This window comes from Pseudomonas mandelii (assembly GCF_900106065.1).
Taxonomy (GTDB): Bacteria; Pseudomonadota; Gammaproteobacteria; order Pseudomonadales; family Pseudomonadaceae; genus Aquipseudomonas; species Aquipseudomonas mandelii.
Window position 1 is genome coordinate 5,085,853 of sequence record NZ_LT629796.1, and the last position, 17,507, is coordinate 5,103,359.

Here is a 17,507-nt window from a genome sequence, read left to right on the forward strand (position 1 = left end):
CCTTTCAACGGTTTTGCTCAGGGTTCCACTGGGCGTACCGCTGCCCCCGCAGGAACTGCCACAGACCGATACTCATCCCGGCCAGGGTCACTAGCAGGAACGCGGCGAGGCGGAAAGGTTTGGGCAGCCGGTGTTGCGAATCCAGCAGGCCGGCGATGGCCACGGCGTAACCGAGCAGTTGCGCGATCAGGCTCAGGCGATAGAAACCGTGTTCTTCCCACAGCCAGAAATTGCTCAGCAACAGCGGCAGCAACAGAATCGGTGCCAGACGGCGGATCAACTTGTGGCTGATCAAGGCAATCGAATACAGGCCATGTTTCAGCGGATTGAGCAGCTCGCTACGTTGGGCCAGGCTTTGCAAGCCCCCGACGGTGACGCGCTGACGGCGGCGGAATTGTTTGTCTGCTTCATCGACGCCTTGGTCGATTACTTGCGCTTCGGGCACATAGACAATGCGCTTGAACGCCACCGGCGCGCAGGTGCTGATGAAGAAGTCATCGTTGACCTCGGCCGGCACCTCCTGGAACAACTCGCGGCGCAGGGCAAGCAGGGCGCCGTCGGCGGAGACCATGCAGCCGGTGCGGTTTTCCACCCTGCGCAGCCAGCCTTCGTAATGCCGATAGAGACTGTCGCCGATACTCAGGCCACCGCCCGTGACCGGGATCACCATGTGCCCGGCGCACGCGCCAACCTGGGGATCGCACAGCGGCGCCAGCAGGTGACCGAGGGTGTCGCGGGACCATTGGTTGTCGGCATCGGTGAATACCAGAATATCCCCGGTGCTCAACGCCACGCCGGCATTCAGGGTCGCGGCCTTGCCCTGGCGAGGCAGGTCGAGGATGGTGATGCGCGGGTCGATCACCTTGCGCGCACAGGCCACGGTGTCATCGGTCGAACCGTCGCTGGCCAGAATGATCTGCAGCGAGGCCGGCTCATAATCCTGAGCGAGCAACGTGCGCAACTTGTGTTCGATGTGCCGCGCTTCGTTGTGCGCGGCAATCACGATGCTGATGTTCATCGGTTCCGCGATTGCGTTACGCCGCGCCGCAAACAATGGCGCCAGCAGCGTCAACAGCAAGGGGTAACCGAGATAGGCGTAAACCGGCAGCAACAGGCACAACCAGAAAATGAATTCAGCCACGGGCAGGCCTCCTGGCTTTCCAATGACAAAAACTGAGAACAAACGCGGCACCGGCCAGGTGCAGACGCAACCAATGCAGGCCCCAGAGTTGCAGGGTCAATAGCAGATCACGGTGTTTGAAGGTCTGGCGCATGCTCAAGGCCAGCGCCGGTAGGCTGGTCAGGAACACCATGAGCGCCGCATGGTGGGGGAAGCCATCGAGCAGGGCGGAGATTGCCAGGAAATCCAACATCCAGGCGGCGAGCGACACCAGCGGGAAGCGCAGCAGACGCATGCTCAGCCCATGGCGGCGCAGTAACTGCAGATGGCTGCCCTGACGCCAGAATTCCTTGCCCATCCATTCACGCCAGCTGCCCTCATAACCCCAATGCAGGGCGACGGTCTGATTGACCGACAGCAGGCGAGCCCCCGCGTGGGAAAGGCGCATGGTGAAATCCTTGTCTTCGCCGGTGCGCAGGGTTTCGTTGAAGCCGCCGACCTTGTCGAACCAGGGGCGGCGCATCAACAGGTTGGAACTGGGCAGCCAGCGCACCGTCTGCACCGTCTCGTTGTTCGGACGCAAGGTGCGACGTTGCCAGGCATTGGCATACCAGGGGGCTTCGGCCGGGGTGTGCAAGTCCAGCCCGAGGACGTCGACCTGAACCGCGGGCTCGATTTTCAACAACAGAGTGAGCCAGTCCTCGGGCATCTCGACGTCGGCATCGATGAAAGCCAGCCAATCGCCGGTGGCGATGGCCGCACCGCGATTGCGCAAGGCGCCGATGAGCACGCCCGGCAGCACCAGCACCTGAGCGCCGAATTGCCGGGCTATCTGCGGGCCCTGATCGTCGGAACCGTTATCGACCACGATCAGCTCGCATTCCAGACCGGCGGCGATGGCAGCGCGTTGCGCAGCCAACAAGGTCCGAGCGATGTGGCGAGATTCGTTGTACATCGGAATAACAATACTGATGCGGCTCATGCCTTGGCCTCCGCGAGTGGGCTTTCTTCGGCTTTCAAACGCAGCACGCTGGTCAGGGCGAGCATGATCCACACGTACTTCTGATTGGGTGCGCTGAGGAACATCAAAAACAGCGTCAACGACAGGAAACTCATGCTCAGGTGCGTCAGCAAATCCGCCTGTTCGCGGTTGCGTCGCTGCATCCATGCACGACGGGCGCGGACCAGGTTGTACAAACCGAGGCCGAGCATGCCGACGAACAACAGGCCGGCGGGAATCCCCAGCTCACTGAAGATTTCCAGGTAGGTGTTGTGGGCGCGACGGTAGAGGTCGCCGATTTTGCGGTTGGCCGAAAACGCCTTGGCATAACCGGTGGTGGCGTAGTGCAGCGGGAACGTCCCGGGGCCGGTGCCCAGCAACGGGTTCTCGCGGATCATCTCGCTGCCGACCACAATGTACGAGGCGCGACGGCCGAGGGATTGGTCCTGGCTCTTGGCGCCGGCGCTCAAGATGCTCAAGGACTGAATGCGCTCGATGTAACCCTTGGGCATCGCATAAATGGCCAGCGGAATCACGATCACCAGGCCCAGCATGGCAAACCCCAGGTGCCGAGGACGGATGCGTTTAAGCTCGGCGCGGTAATGCCAGACGCCGATCATCAGGCTGAGGAACAGCACCACCAGCCCCGAACGGGATTCAGTCTTGGTCATGCCGCCCAGCAGCAAAATGCAGCAAGCGACCCAGAAAATTCGATGCAGAAAGTGCGGGCTGCGCACCACCAGCAGCAAGGCAAGCGGCACGGCGAAGGCGATCAGCATGGCAAAGGCGTTCGGGTCTTCCAGCAGGCCGGCGGCGCGCCCCTGGTCTTGGTATTTGCTGGAGAACATCGCCAACACGCAGGTCGCCGTGACACTGAGGGTGACCATCTTGGCGAACAGGTCCATGTTCAGCTCGCGGCCGATCAGCAGGGTGATCACAAACAGCACCAGGCCGACACTCAGTTCTCGCAGGTGCCCCATGGACATGCCCATGTTGTCGGTGTTGATCACGCTCAGCAGGTACAAGACCATGAACCAGATCAGGTAGCGCCAGATGTTGCTGCGCAGGCGTTCGGAGGGTATCTGGTGGATGGCCAGTTGCAGCATCAGGATCACGGCCAGTGACGCGCCGAGGAACTTGGTGCCCGACAGCGAACTGTCCTTGAAGAAACCTTCGAACGGCACCAGCGCCGCGATCCCGAGCAAACCCCAGGTGGGTTTTCGGTAAAGGAGCGCGACACCGACCAGGCCCAGCACCGCTCCCGGCGCCAGATACGGATAAGGGCTGGCCAGCAAAGCGAGGCAGACCAGGCCAAACAAACTGACGATCGAGAGCGGAAAGATCACGCGCGTGCCTCCCGTGCAGTACGGAGATAAAGTTGCGACCAGCGTTCGGCCAGGGCCTTGAGGTCGTAACGGTCCAATTGCGTACGTTTTGCGTTGTCGATCAGGTCGCGGGCCATGGCCGGTTCAGTCAGCAACGAGCCGATCTGGCGGGCGAGGGCGGCGCTGTCGGCGGGTGTCGCCAGCAGGCCGTTGTGCCGGTCTTGCAGCACATCGGGGATCCCGCCGACGCCGAACGCCACCACCGGCACACCGGCTTGCATCGCTTCGAGCAGAATCATCGGCGTGCCTTCGGTGCGCGAGCTGATCACCAGCGCATCGAGTTGTCGCCACCACACACTCATGTCGGTCTGGTAACCCGGCAGGGTGATGCGGTCCTGTAAACCCGCTTCGTTGATACGCGCCAGCAGCGTCTCCCGTTCCGGGCCGTCGCCGAGCATCACGGCGTCCAGTTGCGGGTGTTGCCGGCAGAGTGGAATCAGCGCATCGAGAAAAAAGTCCGGGCCCTTTTCACTGCTCAGCCGCCCGACGTAACCGGCCAGCCAACGCTGGCGTTTCGCGTGACGCGGCAACAGTCCGTCAGTCGCCGGCAGACCATTGGGAATCACCTGCAGCTTTTCCGCCCGGACGCTGGCCTGACGGCACAGCACGGCGATGCTTTCGGCAACGCAGACCACGCGATTCACCGACGCGGTGCGGCACAGTTGCAGGCTCAGCCAGGTGTAGAACTTCTGCTTGCGGCTGCGCGGTGTGAAACCGTGCTGGGTAATCACCAGCGGCAGGCGCAATAACGTTGCGCCCACCCAGCCAAACAACAGGCCCTTGAAGTTGTGCGTATTGATCAACGGCCGTTCCGCCCTGCGCTGGCGCAAATGCGCCAGTAATTCCCCCAACCCCGCGCAACCCCGGCAGTCGACCCCCGCCTGACGAAACCGCGCGATCAAGTCTGGCGGCGCATCGAGAAACAGCACTTGGTGCTGCCCCGGCGTCGCCAGGCAATGGTCCAGCAGCATCCGCTCAGCCCCGTAGAAGCCGCCGCTGCTGAGCAAATGAATGATCGGCAGGGAAGGGATGAGCGGCGCGTTCAATTGCGCACCCAATGCACGAGGCGCGGTAAGGACCAGTTGCTGTGCGGATTGGTGGGTTCCACGTTCTGATCGTTGATCACCAACAGCACCGGCAAGCCCAGTTCGTGGGTGATTTGCGCTGGGTGTTTGAAACGGTGATCGAAGAACTCACGCACGTAGACCAGGGCAATCGCCAGCAAGAGACCGGTGAACAAGCCGAACGGAATGATCAGCATCGGTTTCGGGAACGCCGCTTCGGTGGGCTCATACGGCGGGCTGAGCACCCGTGCGTTGGACAGGTCGTTGTCCAGCGAACGTGCGCTGCTGCTTTCGGCGAAGCGTTGGGCATAGGTCGAGAACGCCGCGTGCAACGCGTTGATCTCGGTGTCCATCTGCCGCAGCTTGCTCTGGGTTTCCTGCAACTGGTGGATGCGCTCCTTGAACTCGGCAATGCGCTTGGTTTTCTGGTCGATCACCGAGCTGACAATCGCAAGATCAGTGTTGCGTTCCTGAATCCGGTTGCTGACCACTTTCAGAAACTGCTGACGGGTGCGGGCGATTTGCTCGCGGGTCAGCAACATAGGTTCGCTGCTTGGCTGGAAGATCGCCAGGTCGTTCATATAGCGGCTGACCTGTGTGGTCAGGGCCTCACCCATCTGTTTGATCTCACGATCCTCGAACGCCACATTGTCCACGGTGGTGGTGAAGGTGTAGGGGAAGGTGTAGTCGTTGAGTTTCGAGTTGCTCGCTGCGGCCAGGCTGGTTTTCAGGTAGTCGAGCCAGCGTTGGCTTTGCAGCAGGCGATCGCGGTACAGGTTGAGCGCCTGCTCCTCGGTGTTGATGGCATTGAGGCGGAAGGTGATTTCTTCCTTCGGATCGGACGAGCCGACCGCTTCAAGCAAGCCCAGCCGAGTGCCTTCCAGGCCATCGAGACGCACCTGGTATTGCTTCTTCTTGGTTTCGTAGAACGACTGCGGCAAATCGATCGATTGCAGTGCCTGACGGCTCGTCAGGTAGTTCTGCAGCAAGGCTGCAACGAAATTGGTGCCTTGGGTTGGATTGTCGAAGCTGTAGATGATGGAGATCACGTTGGAGCCTGGCAGGGTCTCGATTTTCAGACTGTCGATCGCCTGTTGGGTCAGGGCATCCAGCGCCGTGTCGCGTACCGGGTCGGTTTCCAGGCCCAGGGTGGCTTTCATCGGGTTGATCACGTATTCACGCAGCGGCGTGGTCACGTACTGCTTGAACGGCTGGGTCACCAGTTTGTTGAAAACGCCAGGGGTAGGCGTGTACTCACCCTTGTCGCGCAACTCGCTGATGGTCTGCCGGATCAACGCCGGCGAGCGCAGGATATTGCTCTCGGTTTCCATGTCCGCCAGGGACGGTGGAATGAACGAGGCGTTCTCCTGGTTGAGGGAGGTTGTGGCGTCTCCCTGTGAGAGTTTTTTGGACTGCACGATCACCTGGGCGGTGATATCGAAGCTCTGTTTGAGCATCAGCGGCAGGACCAGCGCGATCACTGCAAAGACCAGGAAGACTCGTTTCACCAACTGCTTGTTGGCGAAAAAGATCCTGAAGAACTCGTGCAGGTAGTTTTCCTTTGGATTCATGGTCGGTCACCTGAGAGTTAGTTGCTGTCACTGTCTTTGTTGTCGACGCGGTAGCCGAAGCTGAAGCCCACGCCCTGGAACAACACCACGTCTGCCAGTTGCCGCGCGAGCTCACCGGCGCTCGCCAGTTTGGTCTTCGGCACATAGAGCATGTCGTCCGGTTGCAGGTACGCAATCTGCGACGCATCGCCGGCCAAAGCCTTTTCGACGTCGTAGCGCACGGCCTGCACCTGGTTGCCATTGCGGCGCATGATCATCACCGAATCGAGCCGCGCCTTGGTGTTGCTGCCACGGGCCAGGGTCAGCGCTTCAAGCACCGAGACTGGCCGGCGAATCGGGTAGGACCCCGGTTGGCCAACTTCGCCCAGCACATAGATTTCGTTACCCGCCGTGGACTTCAGCAGCACGTCGACGGTCATCCGCCCCGGCAGCTTCGCGTAGCGTTGGTTGAGGAAGGTTTCCAGTTGATTGACGGTCATGCCTTGCAGCGGCACGGCGCCGATTTCCGGGAAGCTGGCGTAACCGTCGGTGCCCACGGTGATCTCCCGGCTCATGCCGGTAGCGGGGTGGTTCAGGGCACTTTTGAGGTTCGACTCGTTGCTCAGCGGGCTGATGACCTGCACGGACAACTGGTTGCGGTTAGGCTGGAACAGCTGTTTGCGCTGGTAGGCGCGCTGGATTTCCTCACGCGCCTGTTCGGACGTCAGCCCGGCGATTTTCACCGAGGTGTTGGCGCCCGGCAGTTCAATGGTGCCATCGGGCAGCACCAGTTGATTGCCGTTGAGCTGGCTGGCAGCGGTGAAGTTCAGGCCGATCTGGTCGCCGGACTGGATGCGGTAGGCGTCCGAGCCGCTGGTGCTGATGTGAAAGATCACGTCCAGCACATCCTGTGGCCGCAAGGTCTGTTCGACCTTGGGCATGTCAGTGGCCTGGGCGTTGGCCGGTGAGGCCGTGAGGATATTCACCGGCATGTTCTGGGTTTCGGAAGTGCTGGAGCAACCTGCAAGCGGCAGCAACAGCAGGACAAGCATTTTGGCGTTCATGTCGTCATCCTTTTCTGATTGCTCACAGGTTTTTGTAGAGCCATTTCGGCATGTAGTACTTGCGCCGGTTGAAGACGCTGCCGACCAGTTTCGCGCCGGCCTGGGTCAAGCGCTGAACCGCCGCCTGGGCTACTTCCCAGCGCGTGTCTTCGGAGCGCACGACCATGATCACGCCGTCCACCTGGGTACTGATGATCATGGTGTCGGCGGCGGAATACACCGCGTCGCCGTCGATCACCACAAAGCGATACTGACTGCCGAGCTGATCGAGCAACGGGCCCAGGCGTTCAGGGGTCAGGTGCTCGGTGCCACGCACATACCGGCCGTTGGGCAGGATGTGGAAGGGCAGGCTGGAGACGTTCACCACGCAGTCCTGCAGCAGGGGCGGGCTCTGGGTGTTGAACAGCAGGTCGCGAAAACCGCGCTCCTTGGTCAGCCCCATCTGTTGCGTGAGGTTGGTCGATGACTGACTGGCATCGACCAGCAACACTTCGCCGCTGCTCATTTTCGCCAGCTGACTGGCCAGCGCCAGGGCACTGGTGGTGGTGCCGGCGCCGGGGTTGGCGGCGGTCAGAAATAGGATCCGCAGATCTTGATCGAGCACGGTCGAGGTCAGGTTGGACTCGCTCGGGTTGGCAATGCTTAGGCTTTTGGCTGATGAACCGTCCATTTAACTCGCTCCGTGGCCGCTGAATACTTTGAAGGGGGTTTTCAACAGGATCTTCAGATCAAGCAACAGGCTCTGCTCGGCGATATAGCTGAGGTCCAACTCAACGCGCTGGTCGAAGTCGATGTTGCTGCGCCCGGAGATCTGCCACAGGCCGGTCATGCCGGGGTAGATGCTCAGGCGTGCAAGGTGATTGTCCTTGTAGCGGTAGGCGTTGAACGAGGTTGGCCGCGGGCCCACCAGGCGCATGTCGCCCATCACCACATTGATCAGGTTTGGCAGCTCATCCAGGCTGCTGCGCCGCAGGAAACCACCGATGCCGGTGATGCGCGGGTCCTTGTCGATCTTGAAATCGATCGCGTCGGCTCCGTGCTTGTTCAGGTGACGCAGGGATTCTTTGAGCTCCTCGGCGTTGGCCACCATGGTGCGGAACTTGTACATGCCGAACATGCGACCGCGGTAGCCCGTGCGTTTCTGCACGAACATCACCGGTCCCGGGCTGCTGAATTTGATCGCCAGTGCCAGGCCCAACAAGATGGGCGAGATCAGCAGCAGAATCACCAACGCACCGAGGCAGGCGACCACGCGATTGGTGCGCGACAGCGTCCAGGGGCGACCGCCGTCACGGCCGGTCATCCAGCCACGACCCTGCATATGGATCGCGGTGTCGAGGCGCATTCGGTGCTCCGGGTCCAGGCGCTTGTCTCGGCGCATCTGTTGCATCGGCACCGTTTTTTCATGTCCAGTCATAGAATCCTCCGCTGAAGTTCAGCCGCTAGCGGCGCGTGGGCGATAGGCAGTGGGTAGTAATCGCGGAACCAGGCGATGAAGCGCCCGAGTCCTTCATCCAGCTCGATACAAGGCTGAAATCCGGTTGCCCGAGCCAGGTCGCTGGCATCGGCGCAGGTGTTGAGCACGTCGCCTGGCTGCAGTGGCAGCAACTCGACGAGGGCTTTTTGTCCAAGGTGTTTTTCCAGCAGCGCCAGGTAATCCTTGAGTTCCACCGGGTGCTGGCCGCCGATGTTGAAGATCCGCCACGGCGCCATGCTGCTGGCCGGGTCCGGTTGTTCACGGTCCCATTCGGCGTTGGCTTGCGGTGGACGGTCGATCAGGCGTGCGATGCTCTCGATGATGTCGTCGATGTAGGTGAAATCGCGCTGGTGTTCGCCGTAGTTGAACAACTTCAGTGGCTGCCCTTCGGCAATCGCCCGGGCGAACTGGATCGGCGACATGTCCGGCCGACCCCAGGGCCCGTACACGGTGAAAAAACGCAGGCCGGTGCAGGGAATGCCGAACAGGTGGCTGTAGCTGTGGGCCATCAGCTCGTTGGCTTTCTTGGTCGCGGCGTACAGCGACAGCGGATGGTTGACGCCGTCCTTCACCGAGTAAGGCGTGTGTTGGTTGGCGCCATACACCGAACTGGACGAGGCGTAGACCAGGTGCTTGACCGGGTGGTTGCGGCAGCTTTCGAGAATGTTGAGGAACCCGCTCAAATTGCTGTCGAGGTAAGCCCGTGGGTTCTCCAGGGAGTAACGCACCCCGGCCTGGGCCGCGAGATGAATCACCACCTCGGGCTTTTCACGGACAAACAGGGCCTCGATGGCAGGACCGTCGGCCAGGTCAACCGTCGCGAGCTGGAAAGCGCCAACCTGCTCCTGCACCCAATTCACGCGGTCGTGTTTGAGTTGCGGGTCGTAGTAATCATTGAAATTGTCGAGGCCGAACACCTGGTGCCCGTCACGGATCAACCGCAACACGCAATGGGCACCAATGAAACCGGCCGCTCCGGTGACGAGAATCTTCATGGCCGCGGCGCCTCGGGAACGATGTGCCGCAGGCCGATGCCGCTGTAGTGCAAACCGGCGGCCGCCACCTGTTCCGGGTTGTAGAGGTTGCGACCGTCGACGATCACCCGCGAACGCAGTTTGCTTGCCAGCAATTCAAAGTCGACCACGCGGAAGTTTTTCCACTCGGTGCAGATCACCAAGGCGTCGGCGTCCTCCAGCGTGTCGTCGCGGGTGGCGCACAGGTGCAGGTCATTGCGGTAGCCGTAGATGCGTCGGCATTCGGACATGGCTTCCGGGTCATAGGCCTGCACGCTCGCGCCTTCAGCCCATAACGCATCCATCAGGTAACGGCTGGGGGCTTCGCGCATGTCATCGGTGTTGGGCTTGAACGCCAGGCCCCAGATCGCGATGGATTTGCCGGCCAGCCCATCGGGGAATTGTGCTTTGAGTTTGCTAAAGAGAATGTGGCGTTGGCTGTCGTTGACGTCGGTGACGCTACGCAGCAAGCGCAGCGGCATGCCGTTGTGTTCGGCGGTATGCAGCAGGGCGCGCAGATCCTTGGGGAAGCACGAGCCACCGAAACCGCAACCTGGGTAGATGAAGTGGTAACCGATGCGTGGGTCCGAACCGATGCCTTTGCGAACCGCTTCGATATCGGCCCCCAGCAGCTCGGTGAGGTTCGCCAGTTCGTTCATGAAGCTGATGCGCGTGGCGAGCATCGCGTTGGCCGCGTATTTGGTCAGCTCGGCACTGCGGTTGTCCATGAACATGAGCTTTTCATGGTTGCGGCAGAACGGCGCATAGAGCTCGCTGAGCTGGCCGCGGGCTTCCTCGTCGTCGGTGCCGACGATGATCCGGTCCGGGCGCATGCAATCGGCGAGGGCGCTGCCTTCCTTGAGAAACTCGGGGTTGGAGACCACCCGCACATTGAGGGTGCTCTTGCCGCGACGAAGCAGTTCTTCGTGGGCGGTGGCGGCCACTTGGTCCGCGGTGCCGACCGGCACGGTGGACTTGATGATCAGGGTGCGATCGGCCTCCATGTAACTGGCGATCTGGCGGGCCACATTCAGTACGTGACTGAGGTCGGCCGACCCGTCTTCATCGGCGGGCGTGCCGACGGCGATGAAAATCAGCTCGGCGTGTTCGACCGCATCGCTGGCCTGGGTCGTGAACAGCAAACGGCCGGCCTTGATGTTCTCTTCCAGCGTACCGGATAACCCCGGTTCGCTGATCGGCGGCACGGCCTGTTGCAATTGCTTGATCTTGTTGGGATCGATGTCGACACATAAGACACGATGTCCGACATCGGCCAGTGCCGCTGCTTGTATCAGGCCGACGTAGCCCGTACCAAATACGCTCACGTCCATATTGGCGTGCCTCGTAAGACGGTTGAAAGAACTGAAATAAGACTGTCAAAAGGGGTATAGCCCAGCGTTGGGAAAACGTGTCAGCAAAATGACATGTTGCGCAGCTATAACAGCCCCATTTTTGGGGCGTTTTGCCATCAAGTGCTTGCCACTGCTGGATTTGCCGCGGTTTTGACGGGTTTTTCACAATTCGAAGAAAACGATAAACGGTCGTAGGGCTTGAAACACAAGGGTTGTAGCCGGTCAGGTGTGTCAGATTTGAGTCAACGTTTTTTTGACGCTTTGTGTAAAAACCCGACATTTCTTGCGCTTTGATGGCCCGGTGCTAGTGTCAAAAAATGGCTGACAATCTATTGGCCAACGGACGGCCGCGAGCATCGGAAATACTATGATTCGATATCTCAAAGAACTGCTCTTAGTTCTCTACTTATTCAAAAATTACGACTATTACCTGGAGCGCCTGAGCGCGTTGGGAATGGGTTTGCCGGTGCTGCTGTTTGGCGGGATGTTTATCGGGCTGACCGTGGCGCTGTTCATGACCGCGTACATTCGCCAGACGCTGATCCGTCATCTATTAGCTCTGATGATGTTTGTGTCTGCCGTGTTTTTCGATGTCTATACCCGCGTCACGGCCGACTACCTGACCTACAGCAGCTTCGTGTCGCTGGTGTATTCCGGCGGGTTCATTCAGGAGGCGGCGTACCAGTACCGCGACGCGATCATCAGCGGGGTGGTCGGCGGCTTGCTGCTGTTGTTTGGTATCGGGCTCAAACCGCGTCGGCGAATGCCGCTGCCCGGTGCGTTGCTGGTGGCGGCGCCGGTGCTCGGAGTGCTGCTGCTCAGTGCGGTGTTGTTCGTGCGAGCCGGCGAAGGCGCCCGTGGCCTGCCGATCATGTACACGCCGCTGGCCTACTTGAACCTGTTCACCTATGAAGCCCTGCACAACACCGTCGGCCCACGCGAGCCTGTGAGCCTGGCGCGCAACGACGCGCCGCCGGGGCACGACATCGTTCTGATCATCGACGAAAGCATTTCCGGCAACTACCTGGACATCAACGCCCCGTTCGGTGTGCACAGCAACCTCAAGGAACCGCGCCCGGGCGTCGCGATCTTCAATTACGGTTACGCCGCGTCCATTGCCAATTGCAGTGCCGACACCAACATCACCCTGCGGTACGGCGGCACCCGCGCCGACTACATGCGTATCAACAGCACGATGCCGTCGATCTGGCAGTACGCGAAGAAGGCCGGCCTGCGCACCGTCTACATCGATGCCCAGCGCACCGGGGGCAACTTGCAGAACCTGATGAACGACGCCGAGAAAAAGGACATCGACGAGTTTGTGCAATTCGACCAGGCCAGCGTGCGTGATCGCGACATGGCGGCCGCGGCGAAACTGATCGACCTGCTCAACGACGGCAAGCCCGAGCTGGTGGTGATCAACAAGGTGGGCGCGCATTTTCCGGTGCATGACAAGTACCCGGATGCGTTCATGGCCTATCGTCCGACATTGCCTCGGGGGCAGTTTGTCGAGATCGCGGACACCGGCAAGCGCGATGGTTTCAACGGTCAGCCGGATGACTGGGTGCTCTACCGCAACGCCTACAAGAACACCTTGCTGTGGAACGTCGGGGAGTTTTTCTCACGGGTGTTTGCCCAGGCAGACATGAGCAATGCGCTGCTGATCTACACCTCGGACCATGGGCAGGACCTGCATGAACGGGGCAATCCCGGGTTGAATTTGCACTGCGGCGGTGATCCGGTGGCGGAGGAGGGCTTGGTGCCGCTGGTGGTGATTCAAGGGGATCAGTTGCGCACGCTGGATTGGCAGAAAGCGCTGGCCGCGAACAAGGATCGGTCGAGTCACTACAACATCTTCCCGACATTGTTGCAGTTGATGGGCTATGACCTGGCGGGGATCGAGGCGGTTTATGGCAAGCCGTTGAGTGTGCCGACGGCGGACGACTTTACGTTCAACTATCGGTTCAATGCGCGGCTGGGGGCGAAGCCTGAGTGGAAGTATATTGATCTGAACAGCATTGTGACGCCTTCGCAGGCGCCTACAAATGTTGCGGTGGGGCAGTGAGGTTTTTGGTTGACTGATCCGGCCTCATCGCGAGCAGCTCGCTCCTGCAGGGGTGTCTGTCGTTCACAAGTCCCCTGTGGGAGTGAGCCTGCTCGCGATGGCGTCAGCCAGATCAGAGAGAAGTTTTCGGATGTACTCTCGGCTATCCTAGGCGCTCTGACTTCAGCGAGCCTCCCTTCATGCTTCAGGTCCAAGGCGTCTTCAAAAGCTACGCCACTCCGCAAGGTCCTTTGCCGGTGCTGCAAGGTGTCGACCTGACATTGAAACCCGGCAGCAGCCTGGCGCTGATGGGTGAGTCGGGCAGTGGCAAGAGCACCTTGCTGCACTTGATCGCCGGCCTCGACAAGGTCGATCGCGGCAGCATTCAAAGCGGCGAGCATCGGCTGGACCAGATGAACGAAGGGCAGCTGGCGAACTGGCGACGGACTGAAATCGGCCTGGTGTTCCAGCAGTTCAACCTGATCGGCAGCTTGCGGGTCGAGGACAATCTGGCTTTTCAGGCACGCCTGGCCGGGCGGCATGATCCGCGCTGGCAGGCGCACCTGGTGCAGCGGCTGGGCTTGAGTGATTTGCTGCGGCGTTACCCGGAGCAGCTCTCCGGTGGGCAACAGCAGCGAGTCGCTTTGGGCCGCGCCCTGGCGTCGAAGCCCAAATTGTTGCTGGCCGACGAGCCCACCGGCAGCCTCGATGAAGCCACCAGCGATGAAGTGTTGAAGTTGTTGCTGGAATTGCTCGACGACAGTCCGACCACCTTGTTGATGGTCACGCATAGTCATCGCGTTGCCGCACGGCTGGCGGAGAAAGTGGTGCTGCATCGCGGCCGTCTGGCTGGCGCGGGCGAACACTGAGGTGCGCGTCTTTCGCGAAACGCTGCGGGCGTTGCTCAGCCATTGGTGGCAGCACCCGGTGCAATTTTTCAGTGTGCTGACCGGGCTCTGGCTCGCCACCAGCCTGCTGACCGGTGTAGAGGCGCTGAACAGCCAGGCACGTGAAAGTTATGCGCGAGCCAGTCAGTTGATCGGCGGTGAACCGCAGGCCAGCCTCAGTGCGCCCAGTGGCGCGACCTTTTCCCAGCAAGTGTTTGTCGACCTGCGTCGCGCGGGCTGGCCGGTCTCGCCCGTGCTGCAAGGGCGGGTGACGCTCAAGGGCCATGAGGAACAACGTCTGCAGCTGATGGGCATCGAACCGGTGTCGCTGCCGGCCGGCTCGGCGGTGGCAGGGCGGTCGCTGGCGATCGAGCAGATTGTCGAATTTTTCACCCCGCCGGGCCGCACCTGGATCTCACCGCAGACCTTGCAGACGTTGGGTCTGCACGAAGGTGAGCGGCCAGTGAGCTCTAATGGCGAGATTCTGCCACCGCTGCACGTCCAAACCGATATGGCCCCCGGCATGTTGCTGGTGGACATCGGCTTCGCCCAGCAGATTCTCGGCCTGCCGGAGCAACTGTCACGCCTGTTGTTGCCCAAGGATTTCAGCGCCGCACTGCCCGATCAATACAAAGGCCAGTTGCAGCTCAAAACCAGCGGTGAAGAAAACAATCTCTCGCGGCTGACGGAAAGCTTTCACTTGAACCTCGATGCCTTGGGTTTTCTGTCCTTCGTGGTCGGCCTGTTCATCGTTCACGCCGCAATCGGGCTGGCGCTGGAGCAACGTCGAGGCTTGCTCAGAACCCTGCGCGCCTGTGGGGTCAGCGCACAAATGCTGATCACCTGTCTGGTGGTTGAACTCGGAGCACTGGCGATGATCGGCGGTATTGCCGGCGTCGCCAGCGGCTACCTGCTGGCCAGCGTGTTGTTGCCGGACGTGGCCGCCAGTCTGCGCGGTTTGTACGGCGCCGAAGTGGCGGGGCAGTTGAGCCTCAGTCCGTGGTGGTGGTTCAGCGGGGTGGGCTTGAGCCTGCTGGGTGCGCTGCTGGCCGGGGCCAACAGTCTGCTGCGGGCGGCGCGCCTGCCGTTGCTGGCCCTGGCCGACCCGCAAGCCTGGCATCAGGCTCACGCGCGCTGGTTACGGCGTCAGGGTTGGGTCGCGGCACTGGCCGTTGTCATCGCGCTTATCGCCTTGTTCCGGGGGGACAGCCTGGCCAGTGGTTTTGTGCTGATGGCAGCTCTGCTGATCGGGGCCGCACTGGCCTTGCCGGTGGTGCTGAATCTGGTCTTGAACCTGGCACTGAGCCGCAGTCATTCGGTGCTCGGCCAATGGTTTCTCGCCGACTGCCGTCAGCAACTGCCGGCGCTGAGCCTGGCGCTGATGGCGCTGCTGTTGGCGCTGGCGGCGAACATCGGTGCCGGCAGCATGACCGCCGGTTTTCGCCAGACCTTCAACGACTGGCTCGAACAACGCCTGACCGCCGAACTTTACGTCAATCCGCAAAACCCGGCCCAGTCCCGAGAGCTGCACAGCTGGCTCAAACAGCAACCTTCATTGACTGCCGTGCTGCCCAACTGGCAGGTATCGATCCAGCTGCAAGGCTGGCCGGCGGATATCTTCGGCGTGATCGATCACCCGACCTATCGCCAGCATTGGCCGCTGCTGGAAGCCTTGGGCGACAATCCCTGGGACCGCTTGGCCAAGGACGATGCGCTGATGCTCAGCGAACAACTGGCCCGCCGGTTGAAGGTGCGGCTCGGCGATCATTTGACCATCCCCACACCGGGCGGCCCGTGGTCACCTCGGATCGTCGGGATTTACGCCGACTACGGCAACCCCAAGGGGCACCTTCTGGTGAACGCCAACCATTTGCTGCGCGGGTGGCCGCAGCTCACGCCCAATCGTTTCAACCTGCGCATCGAGCCCGCGTTGATTGCGCCATTCCTCAAAACGCTGCAAAGCCGTTTTACCCTGGACGACAGCCGTATCGTCGATCAGGCGCGCCTCAAGGGCTGGTCCACGCAAGTGTTCGAACGCACCTTCGCCGCCACCGCCGCGCTCAACAGCCTGACCCTGGCCGTCGCCGGTGTGGCGTTGTTCATCAGCCTGCTGACGCAGAGCCAGAGCCGCCTCGGCCAACTCGCGCCGCTGTGGGCGCTGGGCGTGACGCGCCGGCAATTGATGCTGCTCAACCTCGGACAAACCTGGCTGCTGGCGACGCTGACGCTGGTGCTGGCATTGCCGTTGGGGATCGCGTTGGCGTGGTGCCTGGACACGGTGATCAACGTGCAAGCGTTTGGCTGGCGATTGCCGTTGCGGGTGTTTCCGTTGCAGCTGCTGCAATTGATGGGGCTGGCGTTGCTCGCAACGTTACTGGCGTCGGCGTGGCCGCTGTATTCGCTGTACCGCACTCAACCGGCGGATCTGCTGAGGACGTTTGCGCATGAGGATTAAGGTCGGCGTGTTGCTATTGGTTTTGTTGAGCGGCTGCGACAACCCCGCGCCTGACGAGAAAGGCTTCGCAGGTCTGGGTGGTGACGCCTCCGTATTCACACCGGTAGTGCCCGGGCGAGAATTCAGCTTCCCGGCAGATCACGGTCCTCACGATGGCTTTCGCATCGAATGGTGGTACGTCACTGCCAATCTCAAGGACGATCAGGGTCGCGAGTTCGGCGTGCAATGGACGTTGTTTCGCAGCGCGTTGAAAGCTGTCCCGGAGCAGTCGGGTTGGGGCAATCAGACCATTTGGCTGGGGCACGCAGCCGTGACGTCGGCAACGGCCCATCACGCGGCCGAACGTTACGCCCGTGGTGGCGTGGGGCAGGCGGGGGTGAGTCTCGCACCGTTCAATGCCTGGATCGACGATTGGCGCTTCAGCAGTCAGGGGGCCGATGCCTTGGCGGACCTGCAACTCAGCGCCCGGGACAAGGGCTTCAGCTACCAACTGCGGCTAACGTCCACCCGCCCGCTGGTGCTTCAGGGTGACAAGGGTTTCAGTCAGAAATCCGAACAAGGGCAGGCGTCGTATTACTACAGCCAACCGTTTTTCCAGGCCAGCGGCGCGCTGGAAATCGACGGCAAGACTTATCAGGTCAGCGGTCCGGCCTGGCTCGATCGCGAGTGGAGCAGTCAGCCACTGACTGCGAACCAGACAGGATGGGACTGGTTTTCGCTGCACCTGGACAGCGGCGAACAGGTCATGCTTTATCGCATGCGGCAAAAGGACGGCGCGCCTTACCTCACAGGCACGTGGATCGATGCTCAAGGCCAGGCTCAGTCATTGCACGCCTCGGACATCAGCCTCACACCGCAAGACACCGCCAAAGTCGCCGGGCGTGAAATGCCGGTGCGCTGGGCGATCAAAATCCCGGCCAAACACCTCGACATCTCCATCACCGCCCTCAATCCCAACGCCTGGATGGATTTGCGCATTCCCTACTGGGAAGGCCCCGTGCAATTCAAAGGTGGCACGGGTTATCTGGAAATGACCGGGTATTGAGTCGGAACTCTCGGTTCGGCGACGGCCTCCTAAGTTAACAAGCCCATTCAA

General features: G+C 61.0%; 14 protein-coding genes. 4 read left to right on the plus strand and 10 right to left on the minus strand.

Annotation, left to right across the window (positions count from 1 at the left end; genetic code table 11):
- Window positions 1–4: 4 nt before the first annotated feature.
- From BLU63_RS23655 to BLU63_RS23700, 10 genes are read right to left on the minus strand one after another with little or no spacing between them, the layout of a single operon-like run.
- Window positions 5–1,141, minus strand: coding sequence for a glycosyltransferase (locus tag BLU63_RS23655; RefSeq protein WP_010455633.1), 1,137 nt, complete (start codon window positions 1,139–1,141; stop codon window positions 5–7).
- Window positions 1,134–2,102, minus strand: a complete 969-nt coding sequence (locus BLU63_RS23660; RefSeq protein ID WP_077749053.1) for a glycosyltransferase family 2 protein — start codon at window positions 2,100–2,102, stop codon at window positions 1,134–1,136. The genes BLU63_RS23655 and BLU63_RS23660 overlap by 8 nt, the downstream gene beginning before the upstream one ends.
- A complete protein-coding gene (locus tag BLU63_RS23665) occupies window positions 2,099–3,466 on the minus strand; it encodes an O-antigen ligase family protein (protein ID WP_083376385.1) in 1,368 nt (455 codons plus the stop codon). Before BLU63_RS23665 ends, BLU63_RS23660 begins: the two co-directional genes overlap by 4 nt.
- Window positions 3,463–4,551, minus strand: a complete 1,089-nt coding sequence (locus BLU63_RS23670; protein WP_083376386.1) for a glycosyltransferase family 4 protein — start codon at window positions 4,549–4,551, stop codon at window positions 3,463–3,465. Before BLU63_RS23670 ends, BLU63_RS23665 begins: the two co-directional genes overlap by 4 nt.
- Window positions 4,548–6,140, minus strand: coding sequence for a GumC family protein (locus BLU63_RS23675; RefSeq protein ID WP_010455625.1), 1,593 nt, complete (start codon window positions 6,138–6,140; stop codon window positions 4,548–4,550). Before BLU63_RS23675 ends, BLU63_RS23670 begins: the two co-directional genes overlap by 4 nt.
- Before the next feature lie 17 nt (window positions 6,141–6,157).
- Window positions 6,158–7,183, minus strand: coding sequence for a polysaccharide biosynthesis/export family protein (locus BLU63_RS23680; protein ID WP_010455623.1), 1,026 nt, complete (start codon window positions 7,181–7,183; stop codon window positions 6,158–6,160).
- Window positions 7,184–7,205: 22 nt separating this feature from the next.
- Entirely contained in the window at window positions 7,206–7,853 is a 648-nt protein-coding gene (locus BLU63_RS23685; RefSeq protein WP_010455621.1) for a CpsD/CapB family tyrosine-protein kinase, read from the minus strand.
- Window positions 7,854–8,600, minus strand: coding sequence for a sugar transferase (locus BLU63_RS23690; RefSeq protein ID WP_010455619.1), 747 nt, complete (start codon window positions 8,598–8,600; stop codon window positions 7,854–7,856).
- Entirely contained in the window at window positions 8,597–9,655 is a 1,059-nt protein-coding gene (locus BLU63_RS23695; RefSeq protein ID WP_010455617.1) for an NAD-dependent epimerase, read from the minus strand. The genes BLU63_RS23690 and BLU63_RS23695 overlap by 4 nt, the downstream gene beginning before the upstream one ends.
- Complete coding sequence (locus BLU63_RS23700; protein WP_010455615.1) at window positions 9,652–11,004, minus strand: UDP-glucose dehydrogenase family protein; 1,353 nt, start codon at window positions 11,002–11,004, stop codon at window positions 9,652–9,654. Before BLU63_RS23700 ends, BLU63_RS23695 begins: the two co-directional genes overlap by 4 nt.
- A gap of 388 nt (window positions 11,005–11,392) precedes the next feature.
- On the opposite strand from BLU63_RS23700, the gene BLU63_RS23705 reads away from it, so the two are divergent.
- The 4 genes from BLU63_RS23705 (at window position 11,393) to BLU63_RS23720 (ending at window position 17,456) form a co-directional block, all read left to right on the plus strand.
- A complete protein-coding gene (locus BLU63_RS23705; RefSeq protein WP_083376387.1) occupies window positions 11,393–13,090 on the plus strand; it encodes a sulfatase-like hydrolase/transferase in 1,698 nt (565 codons plus the stop codon).
- A 179-nt stretch (window positions 13,091–13,269) separates the two neighbouring features.
- A complete protein-coding gene (locus BLU63_RS23710) occupies window positions 13,270–13,938 on the plus strand; it encodes an ABC transporter ATP-binding protein (protein WP_077749058.1) in 669 nt (222 codons plus the stop codon).
- Between the two features lies 1 nt (window position 13,939).
- The gene (locus BLU63_RS23715; protein WP_083376388.1) at window positions 13,940–16,411 is read left to right on the plus strand and encodes an FtsX-like permease family protein; all 2,472 of its coding nucleotides are present in this window, start codon (window positions 13,940–13,942) and stop codon (window positions 16,409–16,411) included.
- Window positions 16,401–17,456 (plus strand): lipocalin-like domain-containing protein, encoded by a 1,056-nt coding sequence (locus tag BLU63_RS23720; protein ID WP_083376389.1) that lies wholly within the window; start codon window positions 16,401–16,403, stop codon window positions 17,454–17,456. The genes BLU63_RS23715 and BLU63_RS23720 overlap by 11 nt, the downstream gene beginning before the upstream one ends.
- Window positions 17,457–17,507: the final 51 nt, after the last annotated feature.